Source organism: Aquirufa sp. A-Brett2-15D, from assembly GCF_054558735.1.
The window spans coordinates 637,667-663,460 of sequence record NZ_JBSKFT010000001.1 but is presented as its reverse complement, the minus strand read 5'-3'; the positions used below and the strand labels follow the sequence as shown (position 1 = coordinate 663,460).

The window sequence follows — 25,794 nt, the reverse complement described above, 5'->3', positions numbered from 1 at the left end:
TTCACCAAATAAAATAGGGCAAATCATGCAATTTTCGCAATATATTTAGCATTTTTGTTATAATTCTCTAATTGATTTATTATGCCAAAATCATACGTTAAGAAAATCTCCAGTTTGCTAATCGCCAACCGTGGCGAGATTGCGATTCGAATCATGCGCGCTGCATCCGAGTTAGGAATACGCACCGTGGCTGTTTATACGTTCGAAGATCGCTATTCTTTGCACCGGTATAAAGCTGATGAAGCTTACCAAATCGGTAAGGACGACGAACCATTAAAGCCTTATTTGGATATTGAAGGATTGATTTCCTTGTGTAAATCTAAAAAGATTGATGCGATTCACCCGGGCTATGGTTTTCTTTCTGAAAACGTAGGTTTAGCGAGACGTTGTAGAGAAGAAGGGATTGTTTTTGTGGGTCCCTCTCCAGAGGCGATGAATGCTTTGGGAGATAAAGTAGCTGCGAAAGTGGCAGCTTTGAAGGCGAATGTGCCCATGATTGAGGATTCTAAAGGGGATTTGTCGGATTATTCTTTGGCCTTATCCGAAGCGAAACGAATTAAATTTCCAGTGATGGTGAAAGCCGCTGCCGGTGGCGGCGGACGAGGAATGCGGGTGGTGAGAACGGAAGCGGAATTAGAAAAAGCCTACCAAGAAGCAAAGAATGAGGCGAAAAATGCGTTTGGGAATGATACGTTATTCATTGAGAAATTCATTGATGATCCGAAACATATTGAGGTTCAATTATTAGGGGATCAACACGGAAATTTAGTCCATTTGTATGAGCGCGATTGCTCCGTGCAAAGACGTTTCCAAAAGGTGGTGGAGATCGCTCCGTCCTTTGGTTTAAAAGAAGAAACAAAACAAAAATTATACGCTTACGCGCTTTCAATAGGCAAGGCGGTGAATTATTATAATGCTGGAACGGTTGAATTTCTAGTCGATAAAGAGGAGAATATCTTTTTTATTGAAGTAAATCCACGAATTCAGGTGGAGCACACGATTACGGAAGAAGTGACAGGTATCGACATCGTGCGCACACAGATTCTGATCGCCCAAAATTACAAATTATCTGATCCTGGTATTTTCATTCAAAACCAAGAGGATATCCCTTTAAAGGGCTTTGCGATTCAGTGTCGCATTACGACGGAAGATCCTGCGAATGGATTTAAACCAGATTTTGGTACGATTATCGCCTACAGAAATGCAGCTGGTTTTGGTATTCGTCTAGACGAGGGATCTTCGTATCCAGGGGTGAAAATTTCCCCTTATTTCGATTCGATGTTAGTGAAGGTATCGGCCAAAGGCCGCACGCTTCGCGGTGCGTCCGAACGCTTAAACCGCGCGTTGACAGAATTCCGTATCCGTGGCGTAAAAACAAACATCCCGTTCTTACGCAACGTTATCACGCACCCTGTCTTCCAAGAAGGCCATTGCACGGTGCCTTTCATTGCAAACCACCCAGAACTATTCAATTTCAAGCCGACCCGCGACCGCTCTACTAAGGCGATTCGCTACCTAGGCGAGGTAATTGTCAATGGAAATCCGGATGTTAAATTTAAGCCAACGGCTCCATTCCGCACACCGATCATCCCTTACGTGGATCCCATGTCGGTATATCCGAAAGGAAACAAAGCTTTATTAACGGAAATGGGTGCGGAGAAATTTTCGAAACACATCCGGGATGCGAAGCAAATTTATTTTACGGATACGACTTTCCGTGACGGACATCAATCGCTCTTAGCGACACGTGTGCGTACTCAAGATATGTTAGCCGTGGCGGACGGTTTTGCAAAATCCTTCCCTCAATTATTTTCGATGGAGGTATGGGGTGGCGCGACCTTCGACGTGGCGATGCGATTCTTACAAGAATCCCCCTGGAAGCGCTTGCAAGAATTCCGCGAGGCCATGCCGAACATGTTATTGCAAATGCTTTTCCGCGGCTCGAATGCCGTGGGATACTCGGCATATCCTGATAATTTGATTGAGAAATTCGTGGAGAAATCCTCCGAAGCCGGAGTTGATGTCTTCCGTATTTTCGATTCCTTGAACTGGATCGATGCGATGAAAGTTTCGATCAAAGCCGTTCGGGAACGCACACCAGGCATCGCAGAAGCAGCTATTTGCTATACGGGCGATGTATTTACGAACGATAAATACAATCTGCAATACTACGTCGATATGGCGCGTCAGCTGGAAGATGTAGGAGCACACATGTTGTGCATTAAAGACATGGCAGGTCTTTTACGTCCATTCCAAGCAGAGAAACTAGTAACAGAATTAAAGAAAGCAGTTGATATACCTATTCACTTGCACACACACGATACGGCCTCTGTTCAATCGGCGACCTATTTGAAGGCGATTGAAGCGGGAGTGGATATTGTGGATGGCGCTTTAGGAGCGATGTCTGGTTTGACGTCCCAGCCTAACTTGAACTCCTTAGTAGCCATGATGCAAGGACATCCGAAGGCTTCTGATTTGGATTTAGATTTATTGAATGAATACTCAAATTATTGGGAAGCGGTGCGTACGATGTATGCGCCATTTGAATCGGAATTGAAGGCTGGAACTGCTGAGGTTTACAATAATGAGATTCCAGGTGGACAATATACGAACCTACGTGGCCAGGCGATTGCGCTGGGAGTGGGCGATAAGTTTGAGCAATTGAAGCGAAATTACACGGAAGCGAATACGCTTTTTGGCGATATTGTGAAGGTGACACCGTCCTCGAAAGTGGTAGGGGATATGGCGATTTTTATGACCGCTAATTCCTTAACGGCGGAGGATGTGTATGCTAAAGGTGCCACTTTATCCTTCCCTGAATCAGTCAAAGATTTCTTTAAGGGTGGTTTAGGTCAGCCTTACCAAGGATTTCCGAAACAATTACAGGAGATTATTTTGAAAGGCGAGCATGCTATCGAGGGTCGACCAAACGATCATTTGGCACCCATCGATTTTGATGCTGATTTCAAAGCATTTACGAAGAAATTCTCCGAAGCTGAGGGTGGATTCTACGATTACTTATCTTACAAAATGTATCCCAAAGTCTACGAAGACTTCTACAAGAATTCCGCCTTATTTGGCGAATTATCAGCTTTACCTACACCAGCTTTCTTCTATGGTTTAAAGCAGGATGAGGAAATTATGATCACGATTGAGCCAGGTAAAACGATCATCGTGAAGTTCTTGTATATGTCGGAAGCAGATGAATCAGGCATGCGCAATGTGACCTTTGAATTGAATGGTCAGGCGCGCCGGATTAAGATATTGGACAAAAATGTCAAGGTAGAACGAGCGCAACACGCGAAAGCGAAGGCTAAAGGAGATATTGGAGCCCCATTGCAAGGACGTTTATCCCGTATCTTAGTAAAACCAGGAGACGAGGTTAAATTAAATGCTCCACTTTATGTGATCGAGGCAATGAAGATGGAATCGATCGTATCAGCTCCATTTGAAGGAATTATTGGAAACGTATTGTTGACTGAAGGAACGGTAGTAGAGCAGGATGATTTAGTCCTGATCTTAGAAGAAGCAAAACTTCCGGAGCCTAACGTAGAAGAATATTTATTCGTTTATGGAACCTTGCGCCGCGATTGTGGAAACGACTTACATCGCTTAATCGCCCGTAATTCAGATTACATCGGCATGGCGACCTATCAAGGCCAAATGTACCAAGTAGCCGATTATCCAGGAATTATTCCTTCACAAGAGGCTAAAGATCAAGTGGTGGGGGAATTGTATTTATTATCTAATACGATCAAATTATTGAACGTTTTAGATGAATACGAGGAGTATAATGCCGAAAAACCAAGTGAGAGTTTATTTGTTCGCGAACAAGTAAAAGTGAACCTAAAAGGAAAGCAAATTGAAACTTACGCGTATTTATACAATAAAAAAATCGATCCTAAAACGCGCATTGCGTCAGGGGACTATGTAAAAGGCTAATGAAAAAAATCGCTCTTTTTTGTTTATTGTCACTCGCCCTAAACGCGCAAAGCCCACTGCTAAAGGCGCATGCTCATAATGATTACGAACATGAGCGACCATTTTTTGAGGCGTTTCAGCTGGGATTTGGTTCTATCGAATCGGATGTATATGCAGTCAATGGGGAATTATTAGTGGGACATGAGCGATCTTCCTTAGCCCTAAATAGAACTTTAAAGAATTTGTATATTGATCCTATTATAGCGGTTTTAAAGGCAAATAAAGAAGGAAATTTTCATCAGTTACTGATTGATTCAAAGACTCCCTCGGATTCCACTTTACCTTTAATCATTGCGGCTTTTAAACCTTACGCTGAATTGTTGCAAAAAAAAGGATTTCGAATTGTCATCTCCGGAAATCGACCAAAACCTGCCCAATACATTGAATCCCCCGTTTGGATTACATTTGATGGCCGCTCAGATGAGCCTTTCCCGACCAATAAGGTGATTTTAGAGAGTGAATCCCTATTTAAATTTGGTTTTTGGAACGGTCAAGGACCTATTCCTGCTCCTTTGAAAGAAAAACTAAAAACCTACGTTGATAAAGTACACGCAAACGGCCGAAAAGTTCGTTTATGGGCCACGCCAGATTCACTATTAGGCTATCAAGCTTTAGTAGATATAGGCGTGGATTACATCGGTACGGATAAACTCAGTTTGCTAGCGGATTATTTAAAATTAGGAAGCAGTAAATAAACTGATTTACAGGCTTTTATGTAAAAACCTCATCCTATGACAACTAGACGCGAATTCCTCGTAAAATCCTCTTTATTTTCGGTAGCACTTAGTCTTCCTTTTTCAGTTCAAGCTAAGAAAACCTATTCTTTAGGCTATTCTTCTATCACGTGGAGTGGGCAAGATGAACAAGCGATTAAAGAGGTGGCCAGTTTAGGATTTAAAGGAATTCAATTACGTGCTAATACCTTTGCGAAATACGGAGAAAATCCAGCTGCGCTAAAGGCCTTAATCGATCAATCAGGCTTGCAATTGTGCATGTTTTCGAGCGGAAGTGTAGAAATTGATCCAGCTAAAGTGGATGCATCCATTGCGCAACACGTAAAACATGCCACGTTTGTAAAAGCCTTAGGGGGAACTTCCATTCAGTTAACGAATTCTTTACGCAAGAAAGGGGTGAAACCAGAGGATAAGGATTTAATCCGTTTAGCTGAAGTAATGAACGAGATCGGTGCCCAAACAAAGAAATTAGGCATTCAAGCCACCTACCACAACCATATGGACCAGTTTGGAGAAACTCCAGAGGAGGTAGATTTGCTAGTTCAACATATGGATCCATCTAAAATCAAATTGCTTTTAGATGTGGCGCATTATTTCCAAGGCGGTGGTAATCCAGCTGATGCTGTTTTGAAATACCAGAAAGTACTTCATTCTTTACACGTGAAGGATGTCCGTCAGACGGAGCCTCGTTATCGTTTCGTCGAATTAGGGCAAGGAAAAGTGAATTTAGAAGAGGTATTTGCGAATTTAGACAAAATTAAATTCAAAGGATTTGCGATTGTAGAATTAGATGGGGTACCTGATCCAGGAAAAACGCCCTTATCTTGTGCTGAAACTAGTAAGCAGTTTTTAAAAGATACAATTCATTATCCTTTTTCTTAAATTGCAGCCTAATGTAAAATCAAATGGCGAGTAAAAAGAATCCTGCAATAGGATTTATCTTCATTACCTTATTAATTGACGTTCTCGGAATTGGATTAATTATCCCTGTCTTACCTACCTTAATCAAAGGTTTCGTAGGCGGTGATATTTCCGTAGCCTCGCAATACGCAGGTTGGCTAATGGCCTCTTATGCCATTATGCAATTTCTATTCTCACCCATTTTAGGTGGGCTTTCAGACCAAGTGGGACGTCGACCGGTGATTTTAGCCTCCCTCTTTGGCTTTACGATTGATTATCTAGTCTTAGCTTTTGCGCCTAACATACTTTGGTTATTTATCGGACGTATTATGTCAGGTATCACCGGAGCTAGCTTTACAACGGCTCAAGCCTATATTGCCGATGTTTCTAAACCGGAAGATCGCGCGAAGAATTTTGGTGTGGTAGGCGCTGCCTTTGGTATTGGATTTATTATTGGACCTGCGGTAGGAGGGATGTTAGCCTCGTATGGGGATCGAATTCCGTTCTTCGCCGCCGCAGCCTTAACCCTGATAAATGGTATTTATGGCTATTTTATCTTGCCTGAATCACTCGCTAAATCGAATAGAAGAGCCTTTGATATAAAGCGGGCTAATCCACTCGGTTCTTTAAAGAATTTGACAAAATATCCGGTAATCGCCGGTTTAGTAGGAGCCTTTTTCTGCCTTCAATTAGCCGGACAAGTACATCCGAGTACCTGGTCTTACTTTACGATGAAGGTTTTTGGTTGGACTCCAGATCAGGTGGGTTATTCCTTAGCCTTTGTAGGTTTAATTGTGGCGATTGTTCAGGGAGGTTTGGCCCGTATCATTATGCCAAAACTAGGCGAAATTCGCGCTATTTCTTACGGCCTTCTGTTATATGGATTTGGCTTTTTCTTGTTCGCCTATGCCACTAAATCGTGGATGATGTATGCCTTTATGATTCCCTTCGGGTTAGGTGGTATTGCTGGTCCTGCGCTCCAAAGTTTAATCACCCAACAAGTAGGTGCAGATGAGCAAGGTGAATTACAAGGAGGATTAACAAGTTTGCAGTCCATTACGACTATTTTTGGCCCTTTATTAGCCTCTAATTTATTTGCCTATTTTGCTTCCGAACAAGCACCTATTTTATTTCCTGGTGCGGCTTTCTTTATGGCCGCCATCCTCGTCCTAATAGGTTGGCTTATTGTCATGCGATCAATTCCGAAGAAACACGCATAAAAATAGTATGAATGGTAATCAAGCTATCCTATTTTACCTTAACTTTCGAAAATAAACCCCTATAAAATGAAATTAACGATCAAATCAATCTGCCTAGTGGCAGGAATGCTTTTCGCTTTTGTTGCGTCTGCGCAATCTACAGAAGAAATTCTAGCGAAACACGAAGCTGCGATGGGTGGCTTAGATAAGTGGGCTACTGTTAAAACGGCAGTCGTAAAAAACAAGTTCAGTGTACAAGGAATGGACATTGAAAGTAAAACATCTTTAGTGATTGGACAATCTTTCCGTACTGAAATTGAAGTAATGGGAAATAAAATCATTACAGTAATTGATGGAGATAAAGGTTGGATGAATCGCCCTGCGATGATGGGTGGAACAGGTGAGCCGGAAGTTATGCCTTCTGACCAAGTAAAAATGGCTAGTTCTCAAAAGTTCTTAGGTTCTATACTAACTAATGCTAAAAAAGATGGGTATAAAATCGAGTTAGTTTCTAAGGAGAAATTAGATGGAGCTGATGTGTATTTATTAACAGTCACTAAACCATCTGGCGAAGATAGTAAAGTGTATGTTTCTACTGCGACGAATTTCGTAGTAAAGACTCAAGCTAAAGTTCAAGCGAATGGACAAGAAGTAGATTCAGAAGTAAGCTTCTCGAACTATAAAATGGTCAATGGTTTGGCTTTTCCTCATACGGTGGAAACGGCTAACCCGATGGGTGGCATGATGACAGTGGAGACGGTTTCGGTTGAAATTAATCCTACACTTGATCCTGTTATCTTTGCAAAACCAGGTAAGTAATAAAAGAAATAGCAAAAAGGGCTTCAGAAATGAAGCCCTTTTTTTATGGTAAAAATTGTTGGATGTGATTCCTGGCGCTTCGAATGGCTTTGTCAATATCCTCATCTGAGCCTTCATAGGCCTTATCTTCGACTTCAATCACGATGGGACCTCTGTAACGCACATCATTTAATGCAGAGATAAATTTACCCCAATTGATATCCCCTAAACCAGGAATTTTGGGTGAATGATATTCTAAGGGATTAGCCAGAATCCCCACTCGATTTAATTTATCTTGATACACTTTGATATCCTTCAAATGTACGTGGTGTATCCGATCCGCATAGTGATAAATAGGGTAGGTATAATCCATCATTTGGAACACCATATGAGAGGGATCGTAATTTAGACCAAAATTCGCCGACGGAATAATAGTAAATAATTCATCCCAAATCTTAGGCGTTGTCATTAAATTCTTTCCTCCTGGCCACTCATCATCCGTAAAGAACATCGGACAATTCTCAATGCCTATTTTGATTTTTAATGAATCAGCTAAGGCAATAATTTCTGGCCAAACCTCAGCGAAACGACTAATATTATAAGCCACACTTTTCGTATAATCACGTCCCACAAAGGTATTTACGCGTTCAATACCTAAAACGGAAGCTGCCTTAATGACTTTTTTAATGTGCTCTCTGTAAAATGCGGCCTGCGTTTCATCTGGGTCAAGTGGATTAGGGTAGTAGCCCAAAGCCGAAATTTTCACCGGATGCGTAGCTAATTTAGCTTTCAAATCTAGCTGATCCTCCCGTGTCATTTGATCTACAGCAATATGCGAAACGCCGGCATACCTGCGCGCGTCTTTTGATGAAGCTGGCCAGCACATGACTTCTACACAAGCAAAATTTTGCTGTTTGGCATAGTCTAAAACCTCAAAAAGACTTTTATTAGGAAGAATCGCAGAGACAAAACCAAGTTCTAACATGTTATTTCTTTTTTTCTAATCCGTAAAATAGCGCAAATGAAGCTGTTGCAATCCAAAGACCCACGGCCTCTCTAGCTAATTCCTGATTATGTGTTTTCATACTTAATCCATCCGTCAAAAATCCTTCCCAAGCGGTCATTCCCATCCATAATTGCAAGCCTGCAAAAAGAGATAAGCAGAATAAAACGATTAAAAGTTCAAGATTTGTTTTTCCCCGCATGGCTTGCAAGGATGTATACACGGCTGTGGCATACACAGGAACCCATAAAATGGGATCGGGGTCATTAAATTGCCAATAGGCGAAAAGTGAGAATACGATGCTAAAAAAGGCCCCTAGGATAAATTGTATCTTTCTCATGGTTATTGACATAGGTTTTTAACGGCTTCGGCTGCGCCAGGATAAACAAGTTTTTGAGCTTGTTTGAACGCTAGACACGCTTTGTCGTTTTGATTTGATTTGATATAACTTAATCCTAAAGCATAATAAGCTTTTCCAAAAGCGGGGTTAATGTCCGCTGCCTTCGCAAAATCAGCGATGGCGGCTGCATAATTTTCCTCTTGAAATAAAATATTTCCTCGGTTATAGTAGGCATTGATTTCTTTAGGCGCTAAGCTTATGGCCTTCGTAAAATCTGCTTTTGCATTCATTGGTTTAGCAAGTGCGGCTTGTATAATTCCTCTTTGCAGGTATCCTGCACTCGAATCGGGCTGAGATGCGATGGCTTTATCCGTAGGAGCAAGTGCTTTATCCCAAACCCCTTGTTCCATTAAAACCGCTCCTAAATTCAATTGAGATGTATATAAAGAGGGTTTTAATTCAATTGCCTTACGATAAGCCGCTTCAGCTTCTGGGTAATTTTTTTCTTGAAATAGAATGACACCCTGTAAGTTATACGCCTCTGCCAAACCAGGATTTTTTTCAATCGCTTTTTGTAGTGCTTCTTTAGCAGAAACAGCTTCCCCTTTCTGTAAGCGAGCTTTCGCTTCCTCTAACCAAGCCTCTCCTGAAGTAGAACAAGCCCATGTAATGAATAGGCTTAAAAATAGAATCGTTTTTTTCATCATTTAAAGTTAAGGTGCTAATCCAAAAAAACGATATTTATTTTGAAAAAAGCCGCTTTTTTGTCATCTTTGTGATGGCAAATTACCAGCTCCCGCTGAATCCCCCAGGTCTTGATCGAAGCAAGGGTAGGTCGGTCGTAGCGGTGAATTTGCCATTTTTTTGTTATTAAAAATCTGACCTATGAAATTTTTTATCGATACAGCGAATTTAGCTCAAATCAAGGAAGCACAAGATTTAGGTGTTTTGGATGGTGTTACAACTAACCCCTCTTTAATGGCTAAAGAAGGAATTACTGGAAAAGACCAAGTTTTACGTCATTACAAAGCGATTTGTGATATCGTCGATGGGGATGTTTCTGCCGAAGTAATTGCGACTGATTATGAAGGGATGATTCGTGAAGGCGAAGAATTAGCTGAATTAGACGATAAAATTGTAGTGAAGATTCCTATCATCAAGGACGGTATTAAGGCCTTGAAATATTTTTCTGAAAGAGGTATTAAAACAAATTGCACGCTAGTTTTCTCTGCAGGCCAAGCTTTATTAGCCGCAAAAGCCGGTGCAACCTATGTTTCCCCTTTTATTGGCCGCCTAGATGATATATCCTATGACGGTATTGAATTAATCGAACAAATTCGGTTGATTTACGATAATTACGAGTTCGAAACACAAATCTTGGCAGCCTCAGTTCGTCACCCAATGCATATTATTAAATGTGCAGAAGCTGCTGCAGATGTCATGACTGGTCCATTATCTGCCATGTTAGCACTTTTAAAGCACCCGTTGACAGATTCGGGTTTAGCTCAGTTTTTAGCCGATCACGCAAAAGTAAATTCTTAATAAACCTAGGCGATTCTTATGTCTGTTTTATCTTTTGAACAAGTAACTATTTCTCAAGAAGGCGTTAATACGCTAGAAGACATTAATTTAACGATTAATGAAGGGGATTTTTATTATTTAATCGGTAAAACGGGGAGTGGAAAAAGTACATTGTTTCGCAGTATAATTGCTGAAATAGGTATTCAATCAGGTAATGCAACGGTGGCAGGATATTCCTTGAACACGATTACTCAATCTGATGTGCCATTTTTGAGACGAAAATTAGGTTTCGTCTTCCAAGACTTTCAATTATTAACAGATCGTGATGTAGAGAAGAATTTATCTTTTGTTTTAGAGGCCACGGGCCATAAAAACAAAGAGGAAATTCGCTTTAAAATTGAGGAGGTTTTAAGCCGAGTGGGTATGAGTTCTGCGATTTCGAAACGCATTCATCGCTTATCTGGCGGAGAGCAGCAACGTATTTGTATTGCGCGTGCCATCTTAAATAATCCTGTTTTATTGCTAGCTGATGAGCCTACGGGGCATTTAGATCCGGAGGTTTCTTTGGAAATTATGCAATTATTTAAGGAGCTGAATCAAAGTGGAATGGCCATTATAATGGCAAGTCACGATTATAATACCATGGCTAAAGTTCCAGGCCAAATCCTCAAATGCGAAGGTGGTAAAATCTTCCCTGTCTCGAGTCTCTAACTATTTTCCTGTATAATAGATGACGGGAATGATACATTCCTCTAAGGAAATTCCCCCGTGCTGGAAGGTATTTCGGTAGTGGTTTACGTATTGATTGTAATTGTTTGGATAGGCAAACATATTGTCTTCTTTGGCAAAAACATAGGTTGTAGATACATTCGGTTTAGGTAAGAAAATATTCTCTGGCTTCCGGCAAACCATCATTTTATTCGCATTATCCCAATTTAGATTCTTGCCTTGCTTGTAACGTAAATTCGTGTTCGTATTTCTATCCCCTACAATTTTAATCGGATTTTGAACTCGGATCATTCCATGATCTGTGGTGATAATCACTCGACCCTTTTTCTCTGCGATCTTCTTTAATAAATCAAACAGGGGGGAATGCTGAAACCAACTCGCTGTTAAACTACGGTAGGCAGACTCATCTGGAGCTAATTCCTTGATCATCGCCATGTCCGTACGCGCATGCGAAAGCATATCAACGAAATTATAGACGATGACATTTAAGTCATTGGTTGCCAATTTATTGAAATTGTCCACTAATTGTTTTCCCTGGTATTGATGGATAATCTTGTGATAGGAGCTTTTAGCATTGATTTTTAAACGCTTTAATTGCTCTTGTAAATAAAATTCTTCGTGCTTATTGAATCCTTCTTCATCGTCTGAGTCCCCTAAATCAAAGACCCATTTATCTGGATAATTTTTAGCGATCTCAGAGGGCATCATCCCAGCAAAGATGGAATTTCTCGCGTAAGCGGTCGTGGTAGGTAAGATAGAATAATAGGTATCTTCTGACTCTAATCGGAAATATTCTTGGATGTATTTGTCCAAAGTTTTCCATTGATCAAAGCGCAGATTATCGATTAAAATAAAATAGAGTGGACTCTTGTCATTTATTTTTGGGAATACATGCTTACGCAGCATTAAATGAGAAAGAACTGGAGTTTCAGTATCCGGCTTCAGTAACCAACCTTCGTATTTTTTCTCAATGAATTTACTAAAATGGGCATTTGCTTCATTTTTTTGGTTGTTCAAAACCTCTGCCATTGATTTATTCTCCGTGGTGTCGATTTCAAGTTCCCAATACACGAGTTTTTCATAAATTTCGGTCCACTCTTTTGCATTCAAATGATCCTGATACTGCATTGATAAAGCTGAAAACTCTTGCTGGTAGGTTATATTAGTTTTACCCTCTTCCAATCTTTTCTTATCAAAAATTCGCTTAACAGAAAGTAATAATTGATTCGGATTGAGTGGTTTGATCAAGTAATCGGCAATTTTAGAGCCGATGGCGTCCTCCATTAATTCCTCTTCTTCTGATTTTGTGATCATGATGACAGGAAGGTTTGGGCGGATTTTTTTGATATGTAATAAAACCTCAAGGCCGGACATGCCAGGCATATTTTCATCTAGGAATAAGATGTCGAACTTTTGAGTTTCTACTAATTCTATGGCGTCGGATCCGGAATTAACGGTATATACTTCGTATCCTTTGCCCTCTAAAAACAAAATATAGGGTTTCAATAAATCGATTTCATCGTCTGCCCAAAGTATTTTATACGTCATCGTCCTTTTATTTACCTTTCGAGCCTAAAATTAGCTAATTTTACAACGACATCCTCGTTAATACATGTTAATAGATACGCCTGTACATTTGACAGATTCTGCCTTAGAAAATCTTCGACTCATTACGTTTCCGGAGCCCTTTCTTCGTATAGGAATGCGTGGAGGTACGTGTGGAGGAACCTACGTTTTAGGCTTTGATTCAAAGACAGCTAATGACGAGGAGTATTTAATTGAAAATATACCGGTCATTATTGATCGAAGGGAATTACTTTTTGTCCTAGGGACTGAGATCAGTTTTGAAGCCCAAGGGAATGGTTTTTTTCTTCATAAACCCGCTAAATCATGAAATTTGCTGCCATTGACATCGGTTCAAATGCCGCTCGCCTTCAAATCTCAAGTGTCTTAGAAAATGAAGGAGTGATTAGTTTTAAACGAATTGAATATGTTCGTTTTGCCCTTCGTTTAGGACATGACGTATTTAGTGATGGCCTGATTTCACCTGAATCAGAGGTTCGTATCTTCAAGTTAATGCACGCCTATAAATTATTGATGGACTTACATGAAGTGAAGGATTATGCCATTTGTGCTACATCTGCGATGCGAGAGGCCTCAAACTCTGCGGACATCATTACACGTATTCATAAGACTTTGGATATGAAAATTCAATTAATTGATGGTAGTCGTGAGGCAGAATTAATTAATGATGTGGTTGTTCAATCATTACATTTTAAGAAAAATTATTTACATATCGATGTAGGTGGGGGTAGTACTGAATTAAACATCTATAGCAATCGAGTGAAATTAGCCTCTAAATCATTTAAAATTGGTTCAGTTCGGCTATTAGAGGGGACAGAAAAGGAAGGGGATTGGGAGAAAATGCGAAACTGGATTGCCCAGCAAAAAAGTTTGATTTCGGGTGATATTGAGGCCATTGGAACGGGTGGAAACATCGCAAAATTATTGAATCTTTCAAAACCTGCGCCGGAGGAAAAGTCGATGAGTTTTGATGCGCTGTTTGAAATAGCAGCCTATGTGGGTTCTTTTTCTTTTGAAGATCGAGTGAATAAATTACGTCTTAATACGGACCGTGCGGACGTAATTGTTCCTGCAGCTTCCATTTATTTAACAGCGATGGAATTAGGTGGATGTAAGACGATTTTAGTTCCTGATTTAGGGCTAAAAGATGGAATCATACAAATGCTGTATGATCGCTACCTAAACAGAAAGAAATAATTATTTTTCGATTCGGTAAACGAGGCCCATCGATAGGACTTGAGAAAATTGCCAACTAGGATCCTGGTCATAATCTCGGAATAGCACGATCTGCATATTTGTGCTCACATATTTGTTCACTTTCATGGTTATATTCGCATCTAAGCGGTGAACGATGCTGTTGGAAAGATTTAGTCTGAAGTAATCGATTAAGGCTGAATATCTGGCTTTTAGGTTGATATTTTCCCACACATCTTTGTCTATATTGACCAGGTACTGAAAGACGAATTGATTTCTAATATTGTCTCCAGGTTTTTCTAGACCATACAATCCAGCTCTGGAGATGGCTTGATCGAAGACAAAGGTTTGGCGTAAACTTCCAATACCTATTCGCGTATAAAAGGACTTATCCGGATGGTATTCTAGACCCATGGAGGAGGTTAAATAGGCCGGAGCAAAGAGACTCGAAATCAAAGAGTCAACCGGAGCGCCAGCTTTGTTTTTCTTTCCGTATTCATATCCATTGAAGAATTGAGTTTGAAAGTTAGTCGAGCCATAAAAGTCCCATTTAGGGCTGATACGATAACCGGCTTTAAATTCGTACGCAATTCGGTCGATGTTTTTGCGGAGACTTTGGGTACGGTTTTGGAGAAATCCTACTTGTAAATTAAGATCAGAATTTAATCGCCAGGATTCATTCGAAACGTTCGCTGTATGATTTAAATACCATCCGATTGCCAGCGTATTCGTTCCACCACCTTTCCAGTTATCACTGAAACTGGATTGATTTAAATTAATTCCTGAGGTCATCACTTGCTTCCATTTATTAGCTGTCGAATCTGCTTTCGATTCCCCTAATGCGGGGCTAAAAGCGGATAAGCAGAGCAAAATGATAAGCGAAATTAACTTCATGTGACAAAGGTACAAAAAAGCTGTTTGAATGGTTTATTTTCCTATCGATAAACGGATCTGACCGGAGAAGACCTCATCTGGAGCTAATTCTACTAGTCCATCTCCTGTATTAAAGGCATCGGTATTTGCTGTCATGGGTTCAATAGCCACCGATGTATAGCCTTCTGGCTGGAATACCACTAGGAAGGGAAATTGAATAGACGATTGCTCTAAAAATAAGGACCTCTGGTGCTTCGTATCGATAAATTCAGTGAGGTGTTTTTCTTGAGATTCTAATCGAAAAACATGATCAATCTTTTCTGTTGCGAATTTAAAATGTTGTTTTCCGTTTAGATTTTCCTCTTGTAAGGGGATCATTTGGGAGTCAGATAAAAAACGACTAATCGGTTTGAATTTGATCTCTAAATCTTCTGCAGACGTGTCAGGAAAAGAAAAATAGGGGTGCCAGCCACAAGCAAATGGGAGAGAACTTGTCCCCGTATTTTTAGCCTCGAATGTAATTTCTAAACTCCCTGAGTCTTGAAGCGTGTAGGTATAACGGAAAGTAAAAGGGAAGGGGTAATTAGGCTCTTCGCCTGAATAGGCGTGTATTAGGGTGATCGAATTTTCGGATACTTGCTCTACATCGAAGCTTGCCCTTGCTAGTAAACCATGAATAGCATTGCCCAGATCAGGTTCGTTGATAGGTAATTGGTAATTTTTTCCTTTGAAGGAATAATTGCCATTTCGCACGCGATTAACCCAGGGAGTTAACAAGGAACTGGGATGATACGGATTGCTTTCTAATGGGTATTTTTCGCTACCTGGAAGGTCTATGAGTGACAGACCAGCAAGGTGTAATTCGATTAAGCTGGCGCCCACTTGTGGGTTAATGATGGCGTAATCCCCCGTTTTTGTATTTTTTATTTCCATAGTGTTTTATCTTCGATGCCCATTCCATAGAGGGCAAAATCATATTTAACGGGATCTGATGGATCTAATTCTCGTAAGGTATTAGTTAGTGCCAAAGCCGTTTTCCAGTTTGCCTTCTCTTCTTTCATTAATCCTAATTGGCTTGCCGTGCGCATGGCATGTACATCGAGTGGACAAACTAATTGAGATGGCTTAATACTGGACCAAAGCCCAAAATCTACTCCCGCCTCATCTTTTCTTACCATCCACCGCAAAAACATGTTGATGCGTTTACAGGCAGAGTTTTTCTTAGGGGATGCAATGTGTTTTTTCGTTCGCTCCGGGGCCCATTCTGAATCGAAAAAATAAGAATAAAACCCATTAAGTCCATTTTCAACCGTTAAGTCAGTCCCTTTTAAGCCATGTGTGAACGCCGTTTCTAGTGAATGATTGCCTCTGTAATGTCTTTGAAAAAATTCGATAAAATAGAGCGTGTCTGAATATTGGAAGGTTCTGTGTTTAAATGATTCAAATCGTTTTAAATCAGTTGATTGATGATTTAAGATAAATTCATAAGGAGATCCATCCATCAATTCGATGAGCTGGTGAGCATTTTGAAGAATTGTTTTTCGTTGCCCCCAGGCTAAAATCGCCACCCAAAATCCCATAATTTCTATATCCTGTAGGCGACTAAATGAGCGAGGGATTTGAATAGGGTCGTGTTCGATGAATCGCGGATGATTGAAAAAAGCGAATTTCTCTTCTAAGATGGCCGCTATTTTTCCGTGAATCATTTTCGACTAAAAAAAGCGATAACTCTAGATGGAATAGAAAATACCCAAACCAAAATAGTCACCGCCGTGGAGAATACGGCTATAAAAGGGTAGGATAGGATAAAAATTATTTCAAAAACTACGTTACTAGCCGTAATTGGCCTTTTTCTCTTTGTCATAAATCTACTGTAATAAATAAGAGATTTCAGCCCTCACGCGCTTATCCACTGCATTTAATTTTTCAAAAGCTTTAGGAGAAAGTTTGATAATTACCTTAGAATCTCCATTCGGTAAACGGCCAATAACCTTCACCCAAATACTTTGGTTATTTGTGAGGTTTTTTACTAAAACCAACGTACCAATAGGTGCAGTACGGTGTAAGGCTAAGAATTTACCCGAATTATCTGGCACATCGATCAACTCCGCGATCCCAGTTTCAATCTTCTTTTTAATGTCTTCTGGTCCTTTTTCTTTTGCTGGAGCTGCTGGTTCTGTTGCAGGAGCGGTAGCTGTAGTAGATGCTTTCGCAGGCAATAGGTTAGTCTTATCTACGGAAATAGTTGATTTAGAAGCTGATGGATCTGAGACAATCAGGCGTTGACCTTCTTGCAAACGATCTGACGTTAAATTATTCCATTTACGCAAATCCGCCATGGTCACTTTGTGCATGTTAGCGACGGAAAGAAGCCCTTGTTTACTGGCTACAATGTGGATTTCGGCTTCTTTAGGGGCATCCGTTTTAGGGGCATCAGCGACTTTTTCTTTCGCCATTTTAGGCGTAGGATTGCTTTCCTCTAGATAATGCAAAGGAATATATACGATTTCCCCTGTTTTCACTGGAATTTCAACCTCTGAATTAGCAGCCTTGAATTCTGTTAGAGATAAATTATAGCGTTTTAAAATTGAGAATAGCGAATGTTTAGGCCCTACTTTGAATAGCAAAAAAGTCTTATTGTTTTCTTTTTTTAAGCCTAAGGAATCTAGCGTAGTAGCCTGCAAGCTGGTGCTTAAGCCTACTATAAACGCTAAAATGAGAGTTAATTTATAGTTTTTCATAAATAACTAGTTTGATTTTGTCCTTTACAAAGATCAACTGATCATTTAGCAAAGTAAAGGTATGGTAACCGATGGCATCTCCTTCAGCGATTAGTTCGTGAACTAAGGTCTCGAAGGCTAAATTACAAACCCTGAGGTAGTTTTTCCAGCCATTATCGTAAAGATAATAAGAAAATATTAGCTTATCCTCACCTTCAAAATAATCCAATCCTTTCGCAATGTTTTCGTTGAATTGTTGTTTGAAAAATGTTTGAAAGTCTTTGAAATAGTCTTGGCTTTCTTCGTAATGCTGGGGTGTTTGGAAGTTGAAAGGGCTTTCTGAGTTTAAAGCGTACGGTTTTTCTTCTTTTAAAAGTTCGATGGGCTTGAGTGAATAGGTTTTGATCGATTCGATACCCGGATTCTTGCTCTGTTGTAATTTGATGAAAACCGCCTGGTTTTCATCCCCTGATTGAAAGTTTAATTGTGCATAGTCCGCTGGAGCTTTACCTAAAAGCTCCATATTTTTAGAACTTACTTCATACGAATGCCAAAATGCGTTCCCGTTTCCTCTCGTTTCTATCCACAAACGTGGCTGTTCTGGGGTTCCCCAGTAGCGGATACTCCAGATCGGTTCTTTAAAGGAATGTTCGAAAAATGCGGACAAAGGGTCGAAAGTTTGGAAATTATGTGCAAATTTGGCAAAATTCTACCGAAAAAACGTAATTATTATGATGCACGGCAAAAAGGTGGTCGCGATTATTCCGGCCCGTTTCGCGTCTTCTCGCTTTCCTGGAAAACCGCTAGTAGATCTAGGAGGAAAGCCGATGATTCAGCGTACGTATGATCGTGTGAAGGCGGTAGAGGGTTTTGATCGAATTGTAATTGCTACGGATGATCAACGCATTTTTGATGCGGCCCAAAGTTTCGGTGCAGAGGTTATGCTGACATCTACTAGCCATATCACCGGAACGGATCGTTGTGCAGAAGTCTTAAGTCGTTTAGGAGAATCGGTCGATTATGTCATTAATATTCAGGGAGATGAACCCTTTATTGAACCTGAACAGCTAAGAGAAGTGGCGGCAGGCTTCGCTTCTGGAGCGCCTATTTTAACGCTCATTAAGAAAATAACGGATACGGAAACACTTTTTAATAGTAATACCCCTAAGGTTGTTTGCGATGGGGAGGGCAATGCCTTGTATTTTTCGCGCCAAACGATTCCTTTTCTACGAGGTGTTGATCCGAAAGATTGGTTAGAAAAACATACCTTTTTCAAACACATCGGATTATATGCCTATCGGGCAGATATTTTGCCGGGATTAAGCGCCTTAAAACCGACCCCTTTAGAGTTAGCGGAATCCTTAGAACAGTTGCGCTGGGTTCAAAATGGCATTCGAATTAAGGCTATAGAAACGCAATTTGAAACGATAGGAATTGATTCTCCGGAAGATGTAGAAAAAATTCAAAAAATGGGCCTCTTGTAGCCTGAAAAGCCGTATATTTGCTAGATTTTTGGCATAAACCTTAGTCCAAAGATCATTCTTACACATGCAAAGACCGAATATAAAAGACGTATTACGCGAAAAGATTTTAATTCTTGACGGCGCAATGGGTTCTTTAATATAACAATATAATTTAACAGATGCCGATTACCGGGGAGAACGGTTCAAAAGCTTTCCGCATGAAGTAAAAGGAAATAATGATTTATTAACGATCACGCGTCCAGATGTGATCAAAGAAATCCACGCAAAATACTTTGCGGCTGGGGCCGATATTGCCGAAACAAATACCTTCTCTGGGACTTCCATTGCCATGGCGGATTACTACATGGAGGAGTTCGTGTATGAATTAAATTTTGAGTCTGCGAAAATTGCGCGCGAAGTGGCGGATGAATATACTGCCAAAGATCCTTCAAAACCTCGTTACGTAGCTGGATCCATTGGACCTACGAATCGGACGCTTTCTTTATCGCCAGATGTAAATGATCCTGGTTTTAGGGCGGTTACATTTGATGAATTAGTGATCGCTTATACCGAACAAATTCAGGGTTTAGTAGACGGAGGGGCGGATTTACTGCTAGTTGAAACTATTTTTGATACCTTGAATGCGAAGGCCGCTTTATTTGCCATCGATCAATTCTTTAAACAAAATCCTTCGAAGCCTTATTTACCTGTCATGGTTTCAGGTACGATTACGGATGCCTCTGGACGTACCTTATCTGGTCAAACTACCGAGGCTTTTTTAACTTCCATTTCCCACATGCCTTTACTTTCGGTCGGCTTAAATTGCGCTTTAGGTGCAGATTTAATGCGTCCTTATGTGAAGATCTTGAATGATAAATCCCCTTTCTTCGTTTCAGCACACCCGAATGCGGGTTTGCCGAACGAAATGGGAGAATACGATCAGTCGCCTTCAGAAATGGCGGTGATTATTGACGATTTCTTAGAAAATGGCTTTTTAAATATTATTGGTGGCTGCTGTGGTACGACGCCAGCGCATATCCAGGCAATTGCAGAAGTAGCTGCTAAGCACAGGCCGCACGTGATTCCTGTGGCGAATGAAAATCAGCAATTATCCGGGTTAGAGCCTTTGGAGATTACCGAATTGACTAGATTCGTCAATATTGGTGAGCGTTGCAATGTGACGGGATCGAAGAAATTTGCCCGTTTAATTCGGGAAGAAAAGTTTGAAGAAGCTATTTCGGTGGCGCGGGAGCAAGTGGATGGTGGAGCGCAGATTTTGGACATTAACATGGACGAGGGGATGATTGATGGCGTAAAGATGATGCCACAATTCTTGAATTTATTGATGTCAGAACCTGATATCGCCCGTTTGCCTATCATGATTGATTCCTCTAAGTGGGAGGTAATTGAAGCAGGTTTGAAATGTGTACAAGGTAAATCGGTGGTTAACTCGATCTCGTTGAAAGAGGGGGAGGAGAAATTTATCGAGTCTGCGAATTTAGTGAAGATGTACGGTGCTTCCGTAGTGGTCATGGCCTTTGATGAAACAGGGCAAGCTGATTCTTACGAACGTCGTATCGAGATTTGCAAAAGAGCCTACGATATTTTAGTTGATAAAGTAGGTTTGCCTGCTCAGGATATCATTTTTGATCCGAATATTTTAACGGTCGCGACGGGAATCGAGGAGCATAATAACTATGCGGTTGATTTCATTAAAGCGACAAAATGGATTAAAGAGAACTTGCCTCATGCAAAAGTATCGGGTGGTGTTTCTAATATTTCCTTCTCTTTCCGTGGTAACGAATTAGTGCGGGAGGCAATGCACACGGTTTTCTTATATCATGCGATTAAAGCAGGAATGGATATGGGAATTGTCAACGCCAGCCAATTAGGTGTTTACGATGACATTGATACAGTGCTACGTGATTTGTGCGAGGATGTTTTATTGAATAGAAATCCGGAATCAACAGAGAAATTAGTGACCTATGCAGAAACAGTTAAATCTGCTGGGAAAGAGGTAGTAGTGGATGATGCTTGGAGAAAAGAACCGGTTAATAAGCGTTTGCAACACGCTTTAATTAAAGGTTTGACGGAATTTATTGATGAAGATGTCGAAGAAGCTCGTCAATTAGTAGAGCGCCCGATTCAAGTAATTGAGGGTCCTTTGATGGACGGAATGAACGTGGTGGGGGATTTGTTTGGAGAAGGAAAAATGTTCTTGCCTCAGGTCGTGAAATCTGCGCGGGTGATGAAGAAGGCGGTTGCTTATTTATTGCCGTTTATTGAGGCTGGAAAACAAGGTGGGGAGAGTTCTTCTGCGGGAAAGATATTGATGGCTACTGTGAAAGGGGATGTGCATGATATTGGAAAGAATATTGTGGGTGTGGTTTTGGCCTGTAATAATTACGAAGTGATCGACATCGGAGTCATGGTGCCTTGCGATAAGATTTTAGCGGCGGCGAAAGAGCATAACGTCGATATTATCTATCTGGTCTGATTACGCCGTCCTTAGATGAGATGGTTTATGTGGCCAAAGAAATGGAGCGACTTGGTTTCAAAGTTCCTCTTTTAATCGGAGGGGCAACTACGTCCCGTATTCATACGGCTGTAAAAATTGACCCACATTATTCAGGACCTGTTATTCACGTTTTAGACGCCTCCCGTTCCGTACCAGTAGCGGGACGATTATTGCAAAGTGAATTAACTTCTCAAGAAATCTTTAACGAGATTAAAACAGAATATGCTGAATTGAGAACGGCTCACGCAGCCCGTCAACAAGAGAAAAATTACTTATCCATCGATCAGGCTCGTGCAAAATCGAGCGGAATTGATTGGACAGGATTTAAAGCGAAACAACCGTCCTTCTTAGGAGTAAAGTATTTTGAAGATTATTCCTTAGAAGAAATCGCGAAATACATCGATTGGACACCGTTCTTCTCTACTTGGCAGTTATCAGGTAAATACCCGCGTATTTTTGATAACGAGGTGGTAGGAATAGAGGCGAAGAAATTATTCGATGATGCGCAAGCCTTATTGAAAGAGATTATTGCTAATAAATCGCTTCAGGCGAAGGCAGCGCTAGGTTTCTTCCCAGCAAACTCGCTAGGGGACGATATTATTTTACATGATTATGTGGAGAAGGCTTTAGAGGTGGCTTGTGAAAAACACGGATCGCATAAGCAGAATTCGTATGAGATTGAAATCAAGGACGAATCTTCCGATAAGAGCCAATGGCTGCATCATTTACGTCAGCAAGGCCAGAAAGCCAGCACGCTGCCGAATCGCTGTTTAAGTGATTTTGTGGCTCCTTTGAACTCAGGTCAGACGGATTATGTGGGTGCTTTTGCGGTAACGACGGGTCTAGGGATTGAATTGCTTTTAGATAAATACGAAAAAGAACATGACGATTATAATTCGATCATGGTGAAGGCTTTAGCGGATCGTTTAGCGGAAGCCTTTGCAGAATTATTGCATGAGCGTGTTCGCAGGGAGTTCTGGGGCTATGCATCGGAAGAGCATTTAAGCAATGAAGATTTAATTTCAGAGAAGTATGACGGCATTCGTCCTGCTCCAGGTTATCCGGCTTGTCCTGATCACACGGAGAAGAAGCGTTTATTCGAATTGTTGGATGCGGAGAAGCAAATCGGAATTCAATTAACGGAGAGTTATGCGATGTATCCGGCCTCTGCGGTGTCTGGATTCTATTTTTCACATCCGGAGAGTACGTATTTTGGCTTAGGAAAGATTGCCAAAGACCAAATAACAGATTATGCGAAACGCAAAGGCATGTCGGTAGACGACATCGAAAAATGGTTAAGCCCGGTTTTGAATTATGACTAAGATTACGAAATATTTTGAGCAAGCGGCAGGGAAAACACTTTTCTCGATCGAGATCATTCCACCGATGAAAGGCCAGCACTTGGGCGAATTAATGTCGCATATTGAGCCATTGATGGAGTTTAAGCCTCCCTTTATTGAGGTGACCTATCACCGGGAAGAATATGTAGAGAAAGTTATTGATGGCTTTTCTAAGCGCATTCCCATTCGCAAGCGTCCAGGTACCCTAGGAATCTGTGCTTCGATCATGCAACGTTTTCAAATCGAAGCGGTACCTCACGTTATATGTGGTGGTTTTACCCAAGAAGAGACAGAAGATTTTTTAATCGATTTGCACTATTTAGGTATAGAAAATGCCTTATTATTACGTGGAGATCAGGAAAAAGGAGAAAGTCATTTTGTGCCTAAACCGGGTGGACATGCCTATGCGAACGAATTAGTAGCGCAAGTTGCGGCGATGAACCAGGGTATTTTATTACACGAGGAGACGGAATCCTTACCTACGAATTTCTGTATAGGGGTTGCTGGTTATCCAGAGAAGCATATCGATGCCGTTTCTTTTGAAGATGATCTACAGTACTTGAAGCAAAAAGTAGATGCAGGTGCGGATTATATCGTGACGCAGATGTTCTTTGATAATTCGAAATACTTTGATTTTGTTAAAAAATGTCGCGAAATGGGCATTAAAGTGCCTATTATCCCGGGATTAAAACCTTTAGCGACAGAACGTCAATTAGAGATTTTACCGGAGATTTTCCATTTAGAAATTCCATCGGAATTTGTTTCTGAAGCGCGTAAATGCGCGAATAATGCGGCAATCAAGCAATTAGGTATTGAATGGGCGGTGCAGCAAGGAAAAGAATTGATTCAAGCCGGAGTTCCAGCGCTTCATTTCTATACGATGAGTAAATCCGATAGTGTGAGAGCCATCGCCGAAAAATTATTCTAATGAAAGTCTTAGTCTATGGTGCAAGTACGAATCCGAGTCGATATGCTTATATGGCCACCGAATTGTTATTGCAACATAAGCATGATGTGTCACTTGTAGGAATAAAAGAAGGGGAAGTCTTAGGGCTCTCTATTCAACAGGATCAACCTTTGTTGCAGGATATAGACACCGTCACTTTGTACGTGGGTCCTTCGAATCAGGATGGCCTTTTCGAATACCTCCAGGCTTTAGCCCCTAAGCGAGTTATTTTCAATCCAGGAACCGAAAATCCGGATCTCGAGAGGGAATTACAAAAAGTGGGAATTCAAACAGAAGAGTCCTGCACACTGGTTTTATTGCATACAGGCCAGTTTTAGGATCTATTGAGCTGTTAACGTAAACTCAAATTCCTCCATAATCAAGTTTGCTAACAATTTCTTGCACGCATTCGTTACGACCTCGTTTGCCTCCGCTTCTGATGCAGCGTCCACACTTAACGTGATATGCTTACCGATACGAACGTCTCCCACTTGGTTAATGCCTAAGTTTTGTAAGCCAATTAATACGGCTTTCCCTTGAGGATCAAGGATTTCTTTTTGAGGCATTACGTTGATTTCAGCTAAGAATTTCATTTTTTGTCTGGATTTATAAGGAAAAGTAGGCCGGATAGAAGGATATATGACATCACTAAAACCGGAATTGCTGCAAATTTAAGCATAACAAGGGCAGCAATGCAAAAAATAAGGAAAATGAATTTCACTTGATTGCTTTTCCAATCCCAGGTTGTAAACTTAAAGGCTAATAAGGGCAATTCACAGACTAATAAATAGCTCATGATGACTGCATAGATTAATAGGCCTTGGAACTGAAGAATATACGAACTGAATTCTGGTTGGAAGCGCAGAATTAAAGGTAAAGATGCGATTAAAAGGCCATTGGCCGGAGTAGGGACTCCGATGAATTGATCGCTTTGGCGTGTATCAATATTGAATTTTGCTAAACGATAGGCTGACATCAACACTAAGGCAAAAACCATAAATGGCTTATAGAATCCGAATAGACCGACACTGCATTGTGTTCCACAGCTTTGCTCCACTAAAGCAAATAAGATAAAAGCGGGTAATACGCCGAATGAGACCATATCCGCCAATGAATCAAGCTGTTTTCCAAGCTCAGAATAAGCCTGCAACGCGCGCGCTAAAAATCCATCGAAAAAATCACATATAAGTGAAATGAAGATACAATAGGAGGCACTCACTAAATCGCCTTGCATCACGAACCAAATTCCGATACAACCAGCCAGCAAATTGCCAAGCGTTAATAGGTTAGGGATTTCTTTTTTCATGCTTTTACGTATGGATTGGATACTTTTTCTTGACCTATGGTGGTGCTTCCGCCATGTCCTGGGTAAACAATCGTAGATTCTGGCAAGGTATATAATTTCGTTTGAATGCTATGCACTAAATCAGCGTGATTGCATAAAGCGAAGTCAGTTCTACCTATACTTTGTCTAAATAACACATCTCCATCAAACAAAAGGCCTTCTTTTTCAAAATACAAAGCGATATGTCCAGGCGCATGACCCGGCACGAATAAAATCTTGATTTCCATTTCTCCAATCTGCAGAATTTGATCGTCCTCGTACCAAACATCTACCTCAGAAGGTTGGTAATGCGGAAACCCGTACACCTGTGCTCGATTCGAGGAATCTTTCAGCAAAGGTTCATCTTTTGGATGGAGGTAGAAAGGAATCTTATATTCTTGTCTAAAATACTCCACACCTAATACGTGATCGATGTGCGCGTGAGTATTCAGGATATGGGTTAGCGTAATGTTTTTTTCTTCGATGAAGTTTTTTAGCGTTAGGCGCTCCTCGTACGTATAGCAACCTGGATCAACGATAATACCTATTCCCTGTGAATCCCAAATGACATAGGTATTTTCTCGGAATTGATTTAAGGTGAAAGCTTGGTGGAAAATCATAAGGTTG

24 protein-coding genes and 1 pseudogene are annotated in these 25,794 nt (G+C 40.8%); 13 read left to right on the top strand and 12 right to left on the bottom strand.

What is annotated here, in order from left to right:
- Positions 1-81 precede the first annotated feature (81 nt).
- The 5 genes from ACST14_RS03045 to ACST14_RS03025 all read left to right on the top strand — a co-directional run bounded on the left by ACST14_RS03045 (position 82) and on the right by ACST14_RS03025 (position 7,633).
- Positions 82-3,942: a pyruvate carboxylase gene (locus ACST14_RS03045; protein ID WP_459460433.1), complete on the top strand. Its 3,861-nt coding sequence runs from the start codon at positions 82-84 to the stop codon at positions 3,940-3,942.
- On the top strand, positions 3,942-4,676 hold the full coding sequence (locus ACST14_RS03040; protein WP_459460431.1) for a PI-PLC domain-containing protein: 735 nt from the start codon (positions 3,942-3,944) through the stop codon (positions 4,674-4,676). The genes ACST14_RS03045 and ACST14_RS03040 overlap by 1 nt, the downstream gene beginning before the upstream one ends.
- Before the next feature lie 36 nt (positions 4,677-4,712).
- The gene (locus ACST14_RS03035) at positions 4,713-5,597 is read left to right on the top strand and encodes a sugar phosphate isomerase/epimerase family protein (RefSeq protein ID WP_459460428.1); all 885 of its coding nucleotides are present in this window, start codon (positions 4,713-4,715) and stop codon (positions 5,595-5,597) included.
- A gap of 23 nt (positions 5,598-5,620) precedes the next feature.
- The gene (locus ACST14_RS03030; RefSeq protein WP_459460426.1) at positions 5,621-6,835 is read left to right on the top strand and encodes a TCR/Tet family MFS transporter; all 1,215 of its coding nucleotides are present in this window, start codon (positions 5,621-5,623) and stop codon (positions 6,833-6,835) included.
- Between the two features lie 66 nt (positions 6,836-6,901).
- Complete coding sequence (locus ACST14_RS03025; protein ID WP_459460424.1) at positions 6,902-7,633, top strand: LolA family protein; 732 nt, start codon at positions 6,902-6,904, stop codon at positions 7,631-7,633.
- A 43-nt stretch (positions 7,634-7,676) separates the two neighbouring features.
- Here the strand turns inward: ACST14_RS03025 and ACST14_RS03020 are convergent, their stop codons facing one another.
- From ACST14_RS03020 to ACST14_RS03010, 3 genes are read right to left on the bottom strand one after another with little or no spacing between them, the layout of a single operon-like run.
- Positions 7,677-8,597, bottom strand: coding sequence for a sugar phosphate isomerase/epimerase family protein (locus ACST14_RS03020; RefSeq protein ID WP_459460422.1), 921 nt, complete (start codon positions 8,595-8,597; stop codon positions 7,677-7,679).
- Between the two features lies 1 nt (position 8,598).
- Positions 8,599-8,955: a transmembrane 220 family protein gene (locus ACST14_RS03015; protein ID WP_459460420.1), complete on the bottom strand. Its 357-nt coding sequence runs from the start codon at positions 8,953-8,955 to the stop codon at positions 8,599-8,601.
- Positions 8,956-8,957: 2 nt separating this feature from the next.
- On the bottom strand, positions 8,958-9,662 hold the full coding sequence (locus ACST14_RS03010) for a tetratricopeptide repeat protein (protein WP_459460418.1): 705 nt from the start codon (positions 9,660-9,662) through the stop codon (positions 8,958-8,960).
- A gap of 178 nt (positions 9,663-9,840) precedes the next feature.
- Here ACST14_RS03010 and fsa point away from each other — a divergent pair, with 178 nt between their 5' ends.
- Positions 9,841-10,497: a fructose-6-phosphate aldolase gene (fsa, locus tag ACST14_RS03005; protein WP_459460416.1), complete on the top strand. Its 657-nt coding sequence runs from the start codon at positions 9,841-9,843 to the stop codon at positions 10,495-10,497.
- A gap of 18 nt (positions 10,498-10,515) precedes the next feature.
- Positions 10,516-11,187 (top strand): cell division ATP-binding protein FtsE, encoded by a 672-nt coding sequence (locus ACST14_RS03000; protein WP_459460414.1) that lies wholly within the window; start codon positions 10,516-10,518, stop codon positions 11,185-11,187.
- Here ACST14_RS03000 and porX read toward each other — a convergent pair whose 3' ends face one another.
- Positions 11,188-12,753, bottom strand: a complete 1,566-nt coding sequence (porX, locus tag ACST14_RS02995) for a T9SS response regulator signal transducer PorX (RefSeq protein ID WP_459460412.1) — start codon at positions 12,751-12,753, stop codon at positions 11,188-11,190.
- A 64-nt stretch (positions 12,754-12,817) separates the two neighbouring features.
- Here porX and ACST14_RS02990 point away from each other — a divergent pair, with 64 nt between their 5' ends.
- A complete protein-coding gene (locus ACST14_RS02990; protein WP_459460410.1) occupies positions 12,818-13,099 on the top strand; it encodes an iron-sulfur cluster biosynthesis family protein in 282 nt (93 codons plus the stop codon).
- Complete coding sequence (locus ACST14_RS02985; protein ID WP_459460408.1) at positions 13,096-13,986, top strand: Ppx/GppA phosphatase family protein; 891 nt, start codon at positions 13,096-13,098, stop codon at positions 13,984-13,986. The genes ACST14_RS02990 and ACST14_RS02985 overlap by 4 nt, the downstream gene beginning before the upstream one ends.
- On the opposite strand, the gene ACST14_RS02980 is transcribed toward ACST14_RS02985, so the two are convergent.
- The 5 genes from ACST14_RS02980 to ACST14_RS02960 all read right to left on the bottom strand — a co-directional run bounded on the left by ACST14_RS02980 (position 13,987) and on the right by ACST14_RS02960 (position 18,243).
- A complete protein-coding gene (locus tag ACST14_RS02980) occupies positions 13,987-14,877 on the bottom strand; it encodes a DUF3078 domain-containing protein (protein WP_459460406.1) in 891 nt (296 codons plus the stop codon).
- A gap of 33 nt (positions 14,878-14,910) precedes the next feature.
- Positions 14,911-15,789, bottom strand: a complete 879-nt coding sequence (locus ACST14_RS02975) for an aldose epimerase family protein (protein WP_459460404.1) — start codon at positions 15,787-15,789, stop codon at positions 14,911-14,913.
- On the bottom strand, positions 15,780-16,562 hold the full coding sequence (locus ACST14_RS02970; RefSeq protein WP_459460402.1) for a TIGR02757 family protein: 783 nt from the start codon (positions 16,560-16,562) through the stop codon (positions 15,780-15,782). The genes ACST14_RS02975 and ACST14_RS02970 overlap by 10 nt, the downstream gene beginning before the upstream one ends.
- Before the next feature lie 162 nt (positions 16,563-16,724).
- Positions 16,725-17,597, bottom strand: coding sequence for a LysM peptidoglycan-binding domain-containing protein (locus tag ACST14_RS02965; protein WP_459460400.1), 873 nt, complete (start codon positions 17,595-17,597; stop codon positions 16,725-16,727).
- On the bottom strand, positions 17,584-18,243 hold the full coding sequence (locus ACST14_RS02960; RefSeq protein ID WP_459460398.1) for a hypothetical protein: 660 nt from the start codon (positions 18,241-18,243) through the stop codon (positions 17,584-17,586). The genes ACST14_RS02965 and ACST14_RS02960 overlap by 14 nt, the downstream gene beginning before the upstream one ends.
- 64 nt (positions 18,244-18,307) lie before the next feature.
- On the opposite strand from ACST14_RS02960, the gene kdsB reads away from it, so the two are divergent.
- From kdsB to ACST14_RS02940, 4 genes and pseudogenes are all read left to right on the top strand, one after another.
- Positions 18,308-19,060: a 3-deoxy-manno-octulosonate cytidylyltransferase gene (gene kdsB, locus ACST14_RS02955; protein ID WP_459460396.1), complete on the top strand. Its 753-nt coding sequence runs from the start codon at positions 18,308-18,310 to the stop codon at positions 19,058-19,060.
- A 64-nt stretch (positions 19,061-19,124) separates the two neighbouring features.
- Positions 19,125-22,879: pseudogene (metH, locus tag ACST14_RS02950) on the top strand (methionine synthase).
- Positions 22,872-23,825 (top strand): methylenetetrahydrofolate reductase [NAD(P)H], encoded by a 954-nt coding sequence (gene metF, locus ACST14_RS02945; protein ID WP_459460394.1) that lies wholly within the window; start codon positions 22,872-22,874, stop codon positions 23,823-23,825. The pseudogene metH and the gene metF overlap by 8 nt, the downstream one beginning before the upstream one ends.
- Positions 23,825-24,181: a CoA-binding protein gene (locus ACST14_RS02940; RefSeq protein ID WP_459460392.1), complete on the top strand. Its 357-nt coding sequence runs from the start codon at positions 23,825-23,827 to the stop codon at positions 24,179-24,181. Before metF ends, ACST14_RS02940 begins: the two co-directional genes overlap by 1 nt.
- 3 nt (positions 24,182-24,184) lie before the next feature.
- Here the strand turns inward: ACST14_RS02940 and purS are convergent, their stop codons facing one another.
- The 3 genes from purS to ACST14_RS02925 are packed head-to-tail and all read right to left on the bottom strand — an operon-like array spanning position 24,185 to position 25,787.
- Positions 24,185-24,436 (bottom strand): phosphoribosylformylglycinamidine synthase subunit PurS, encoded by a 252-nt coding sequence (purS, locus tag ACST14_RS02935; protein ID WP_459460390.1) that lies wholly within the window; start codon positions 24,434-24,436, stop codon positions 24,185-24,187.
- Positions 24,433-25,149: a CDP-diacylglycerol--serine O-phosphatidyltransferase gene (gene pssA, locus ACST14_RS02930; RefSeq protein ID WP_459460388.1), complete on the bottom strand. Its 717-nt coding sequence runs from the start codon at positions 25,147-25,149 to the stop codon at positions 24,433-24,435. The genes purS and pssA overlap by 4 nt, the downstream gene beginning before the upstream one ends.
- Positions 25,146-25,787 carry an MBL fold metallo-hydrolase gene (locus ACST14_RS02925; RefSeq protein WP_459460386.1) on the bottom strand — a complete coding sequence of 214 codons (642 nt, stop codon included), beginning with the start codon at positions 25,785-25,787 and terminating at the stop codon, positions 25,146-25,148. Before ACST14_RS02925 ends, pssA begins: the two co-directional genes overlap by 4 nt.
- Between the last annotated feature and the right edge of the window lie 7 nt (positions 25,788-25,794).

Excerpts from the sequence above, each read along its gene's own strand:
- ACST14_RS03045 (WP_459460433.1), top strand. The coding sequence starts at position 82 with ATGCCAAAATCATACGTTAAGAAAATCTCCAGTTTGCTAATCGCCAAC.
- ACST14_RS03040 (WP_459460431.1), top strand. The coding sequence starts at position 3,942 with ATGAAAAAAATCGCTCTTTTTTGTTTATTGTCACTCGCCCTAAACGCG.
- ACST14_RS03035 (WP_459460428.1), top strand. The coding sequence starts at position 4,713 with ATGACAACTAGACGCGAATTCCTCGTAAAATCCTCTTTATTTTCGGTA.
- ACST14_RS03030 (WP_459460426.1), top strand. The coding sequence starts at position 5,621 with ATGGCGAGTAAAAAGAATCCTGCAATAGGATTTATCTTCATTACCTTA.
- ACST14_RS03025 (WP_459460424.1), top strand. The coding sequence starts at position 6,902 with ATGAAATTAACGATCAAATCAATCTGCCTAGTGGCAGGAATGCTTTTC.
- ACST14_RS03020 (WP_459460422.1), bottom strand. The coding sequence starts at position 8,597 with ATGTTAGAACTTGGTTTTGTCTCTGCGATTCTTCCTAATAAAAGTCTT.
- ACST14_RS03015 (WP_459460420.1), bottom strand. The coding sequence starts at position 8,955 with ATGAGAAAGATACAATTTATCCTAGGGGCCTTTTTTAGCATCGTATTC.
- ACST14_RS03010 (WP_459460418.1), bottom strand. The coding sequence starts at position 9,662 with ATGATGAAAAAAACGATTCTATTTTTAAGCCTATTCATTACATGGGCT.
- fsa (WP_459460416.1), top strand. The coding sequence starts at position 9,841 with ATGAAATTTTTTATCGATACAGCGAATTTAGCTCAAATCAAGGAAGCA.
- ACST14_RS03000 (WP_459460414.1), top strand. The coding sequence starts at position 10,516 with ATGTCTGTTTTATCTTTTGAACAAGTAACTATTTCTCAAGAAGGCGTT.
- porX (WP_459460412.1), bottom strand. The coding sequence starts at position 12,753 with ATGACGTATAAAATACTTTGGGCAGACGATGAAATCGATTTATTGAAA.
- ACST14_RS02990 (WP_459460410.1), top strand. The coding sequence starts at position 12,818 with ATGTTAATAGATACGCCTGTACATTTGACAGATTCTGCCTTAGAAAAT.
- ACST14_RS02985 (WP_459460408.1), top strand. The coding sequence starts at position 13,096 with ATGAAATTTGCTGCCATTGACATCGGTTCAAATGCCGCTCGCCTTCAA.
- ACST14_RS02980 (WP_459460406.1), bottom strand. The coding sequence starts at position 14,877 with ATGAAGTTAATTTCGCTTATCATTTTGCTCTGCTTATCCGCTTTTAGC.
- ACST14_RS02975 (WP_459460404.1), bottom strand. The coding sequence starts at position 15,789 with ATGGAAATAAAAAATACAAAAACGGGGGATTACGCCATCATTAACCCA.
- ACST14_RS02970 (WP_459460402.1), bottom strand. The coding sequence starts at position 16,562 with ATGATTCACGGAAAAATAGCGGCCATCTTAGAAGAGAAATTCGCTTTT.
- ACST14_RS02965 (WP_459460400.1), bottom strand. The coding sequence starts at position 17,597 with ATGAAAAACTATAAATTAACTCTCATTTTAGCGTTTATAGTAGGCTTA.
- kdsB (WP_459460396.1), top strand. The coding sequence starts at position 18,308 with ATGATGCACGGCAAAAAGGTGGTCGCGATTATTCCGGCCCGTTTCGCG.
- metF (WP_459460394.1), top strand. The coding sequence starts at position 22,872 with ATGACTAAGATTACGAAATATTTTGAGCAAGCGGCAGGGAAAACACTT.
- ACST14_RS02940 (WP_459460392.1), top strand. The coding sequence starts at position 23,825 with ATGAAAGTCTTAGTCTATGGTGCAAGTACGAATCCGAGTCGATATGCT.
- purS (WP_459460390.1), bottom strand. The coding sequence starts at position 24,436 with ATGAAATTCTTAGCTGAAATCAACGTAATGCCTCAAAAAGAAATCCTT.
- pssA (WP_459460388.1), bottom strand. The coding sequence starts at position 25,149 with ATGAAAAAAGAAATCCCTAACCTATTAACGCTTGGCAATTTGCTGGCT.
- ACST14_RS02925 (WP_459460386.1), bottom strand. The coding sequence starts at position 25,787 with ATGATTTTCCACCAAGCTTTCACCTTAAATCAATTCCGAGAAAATACC.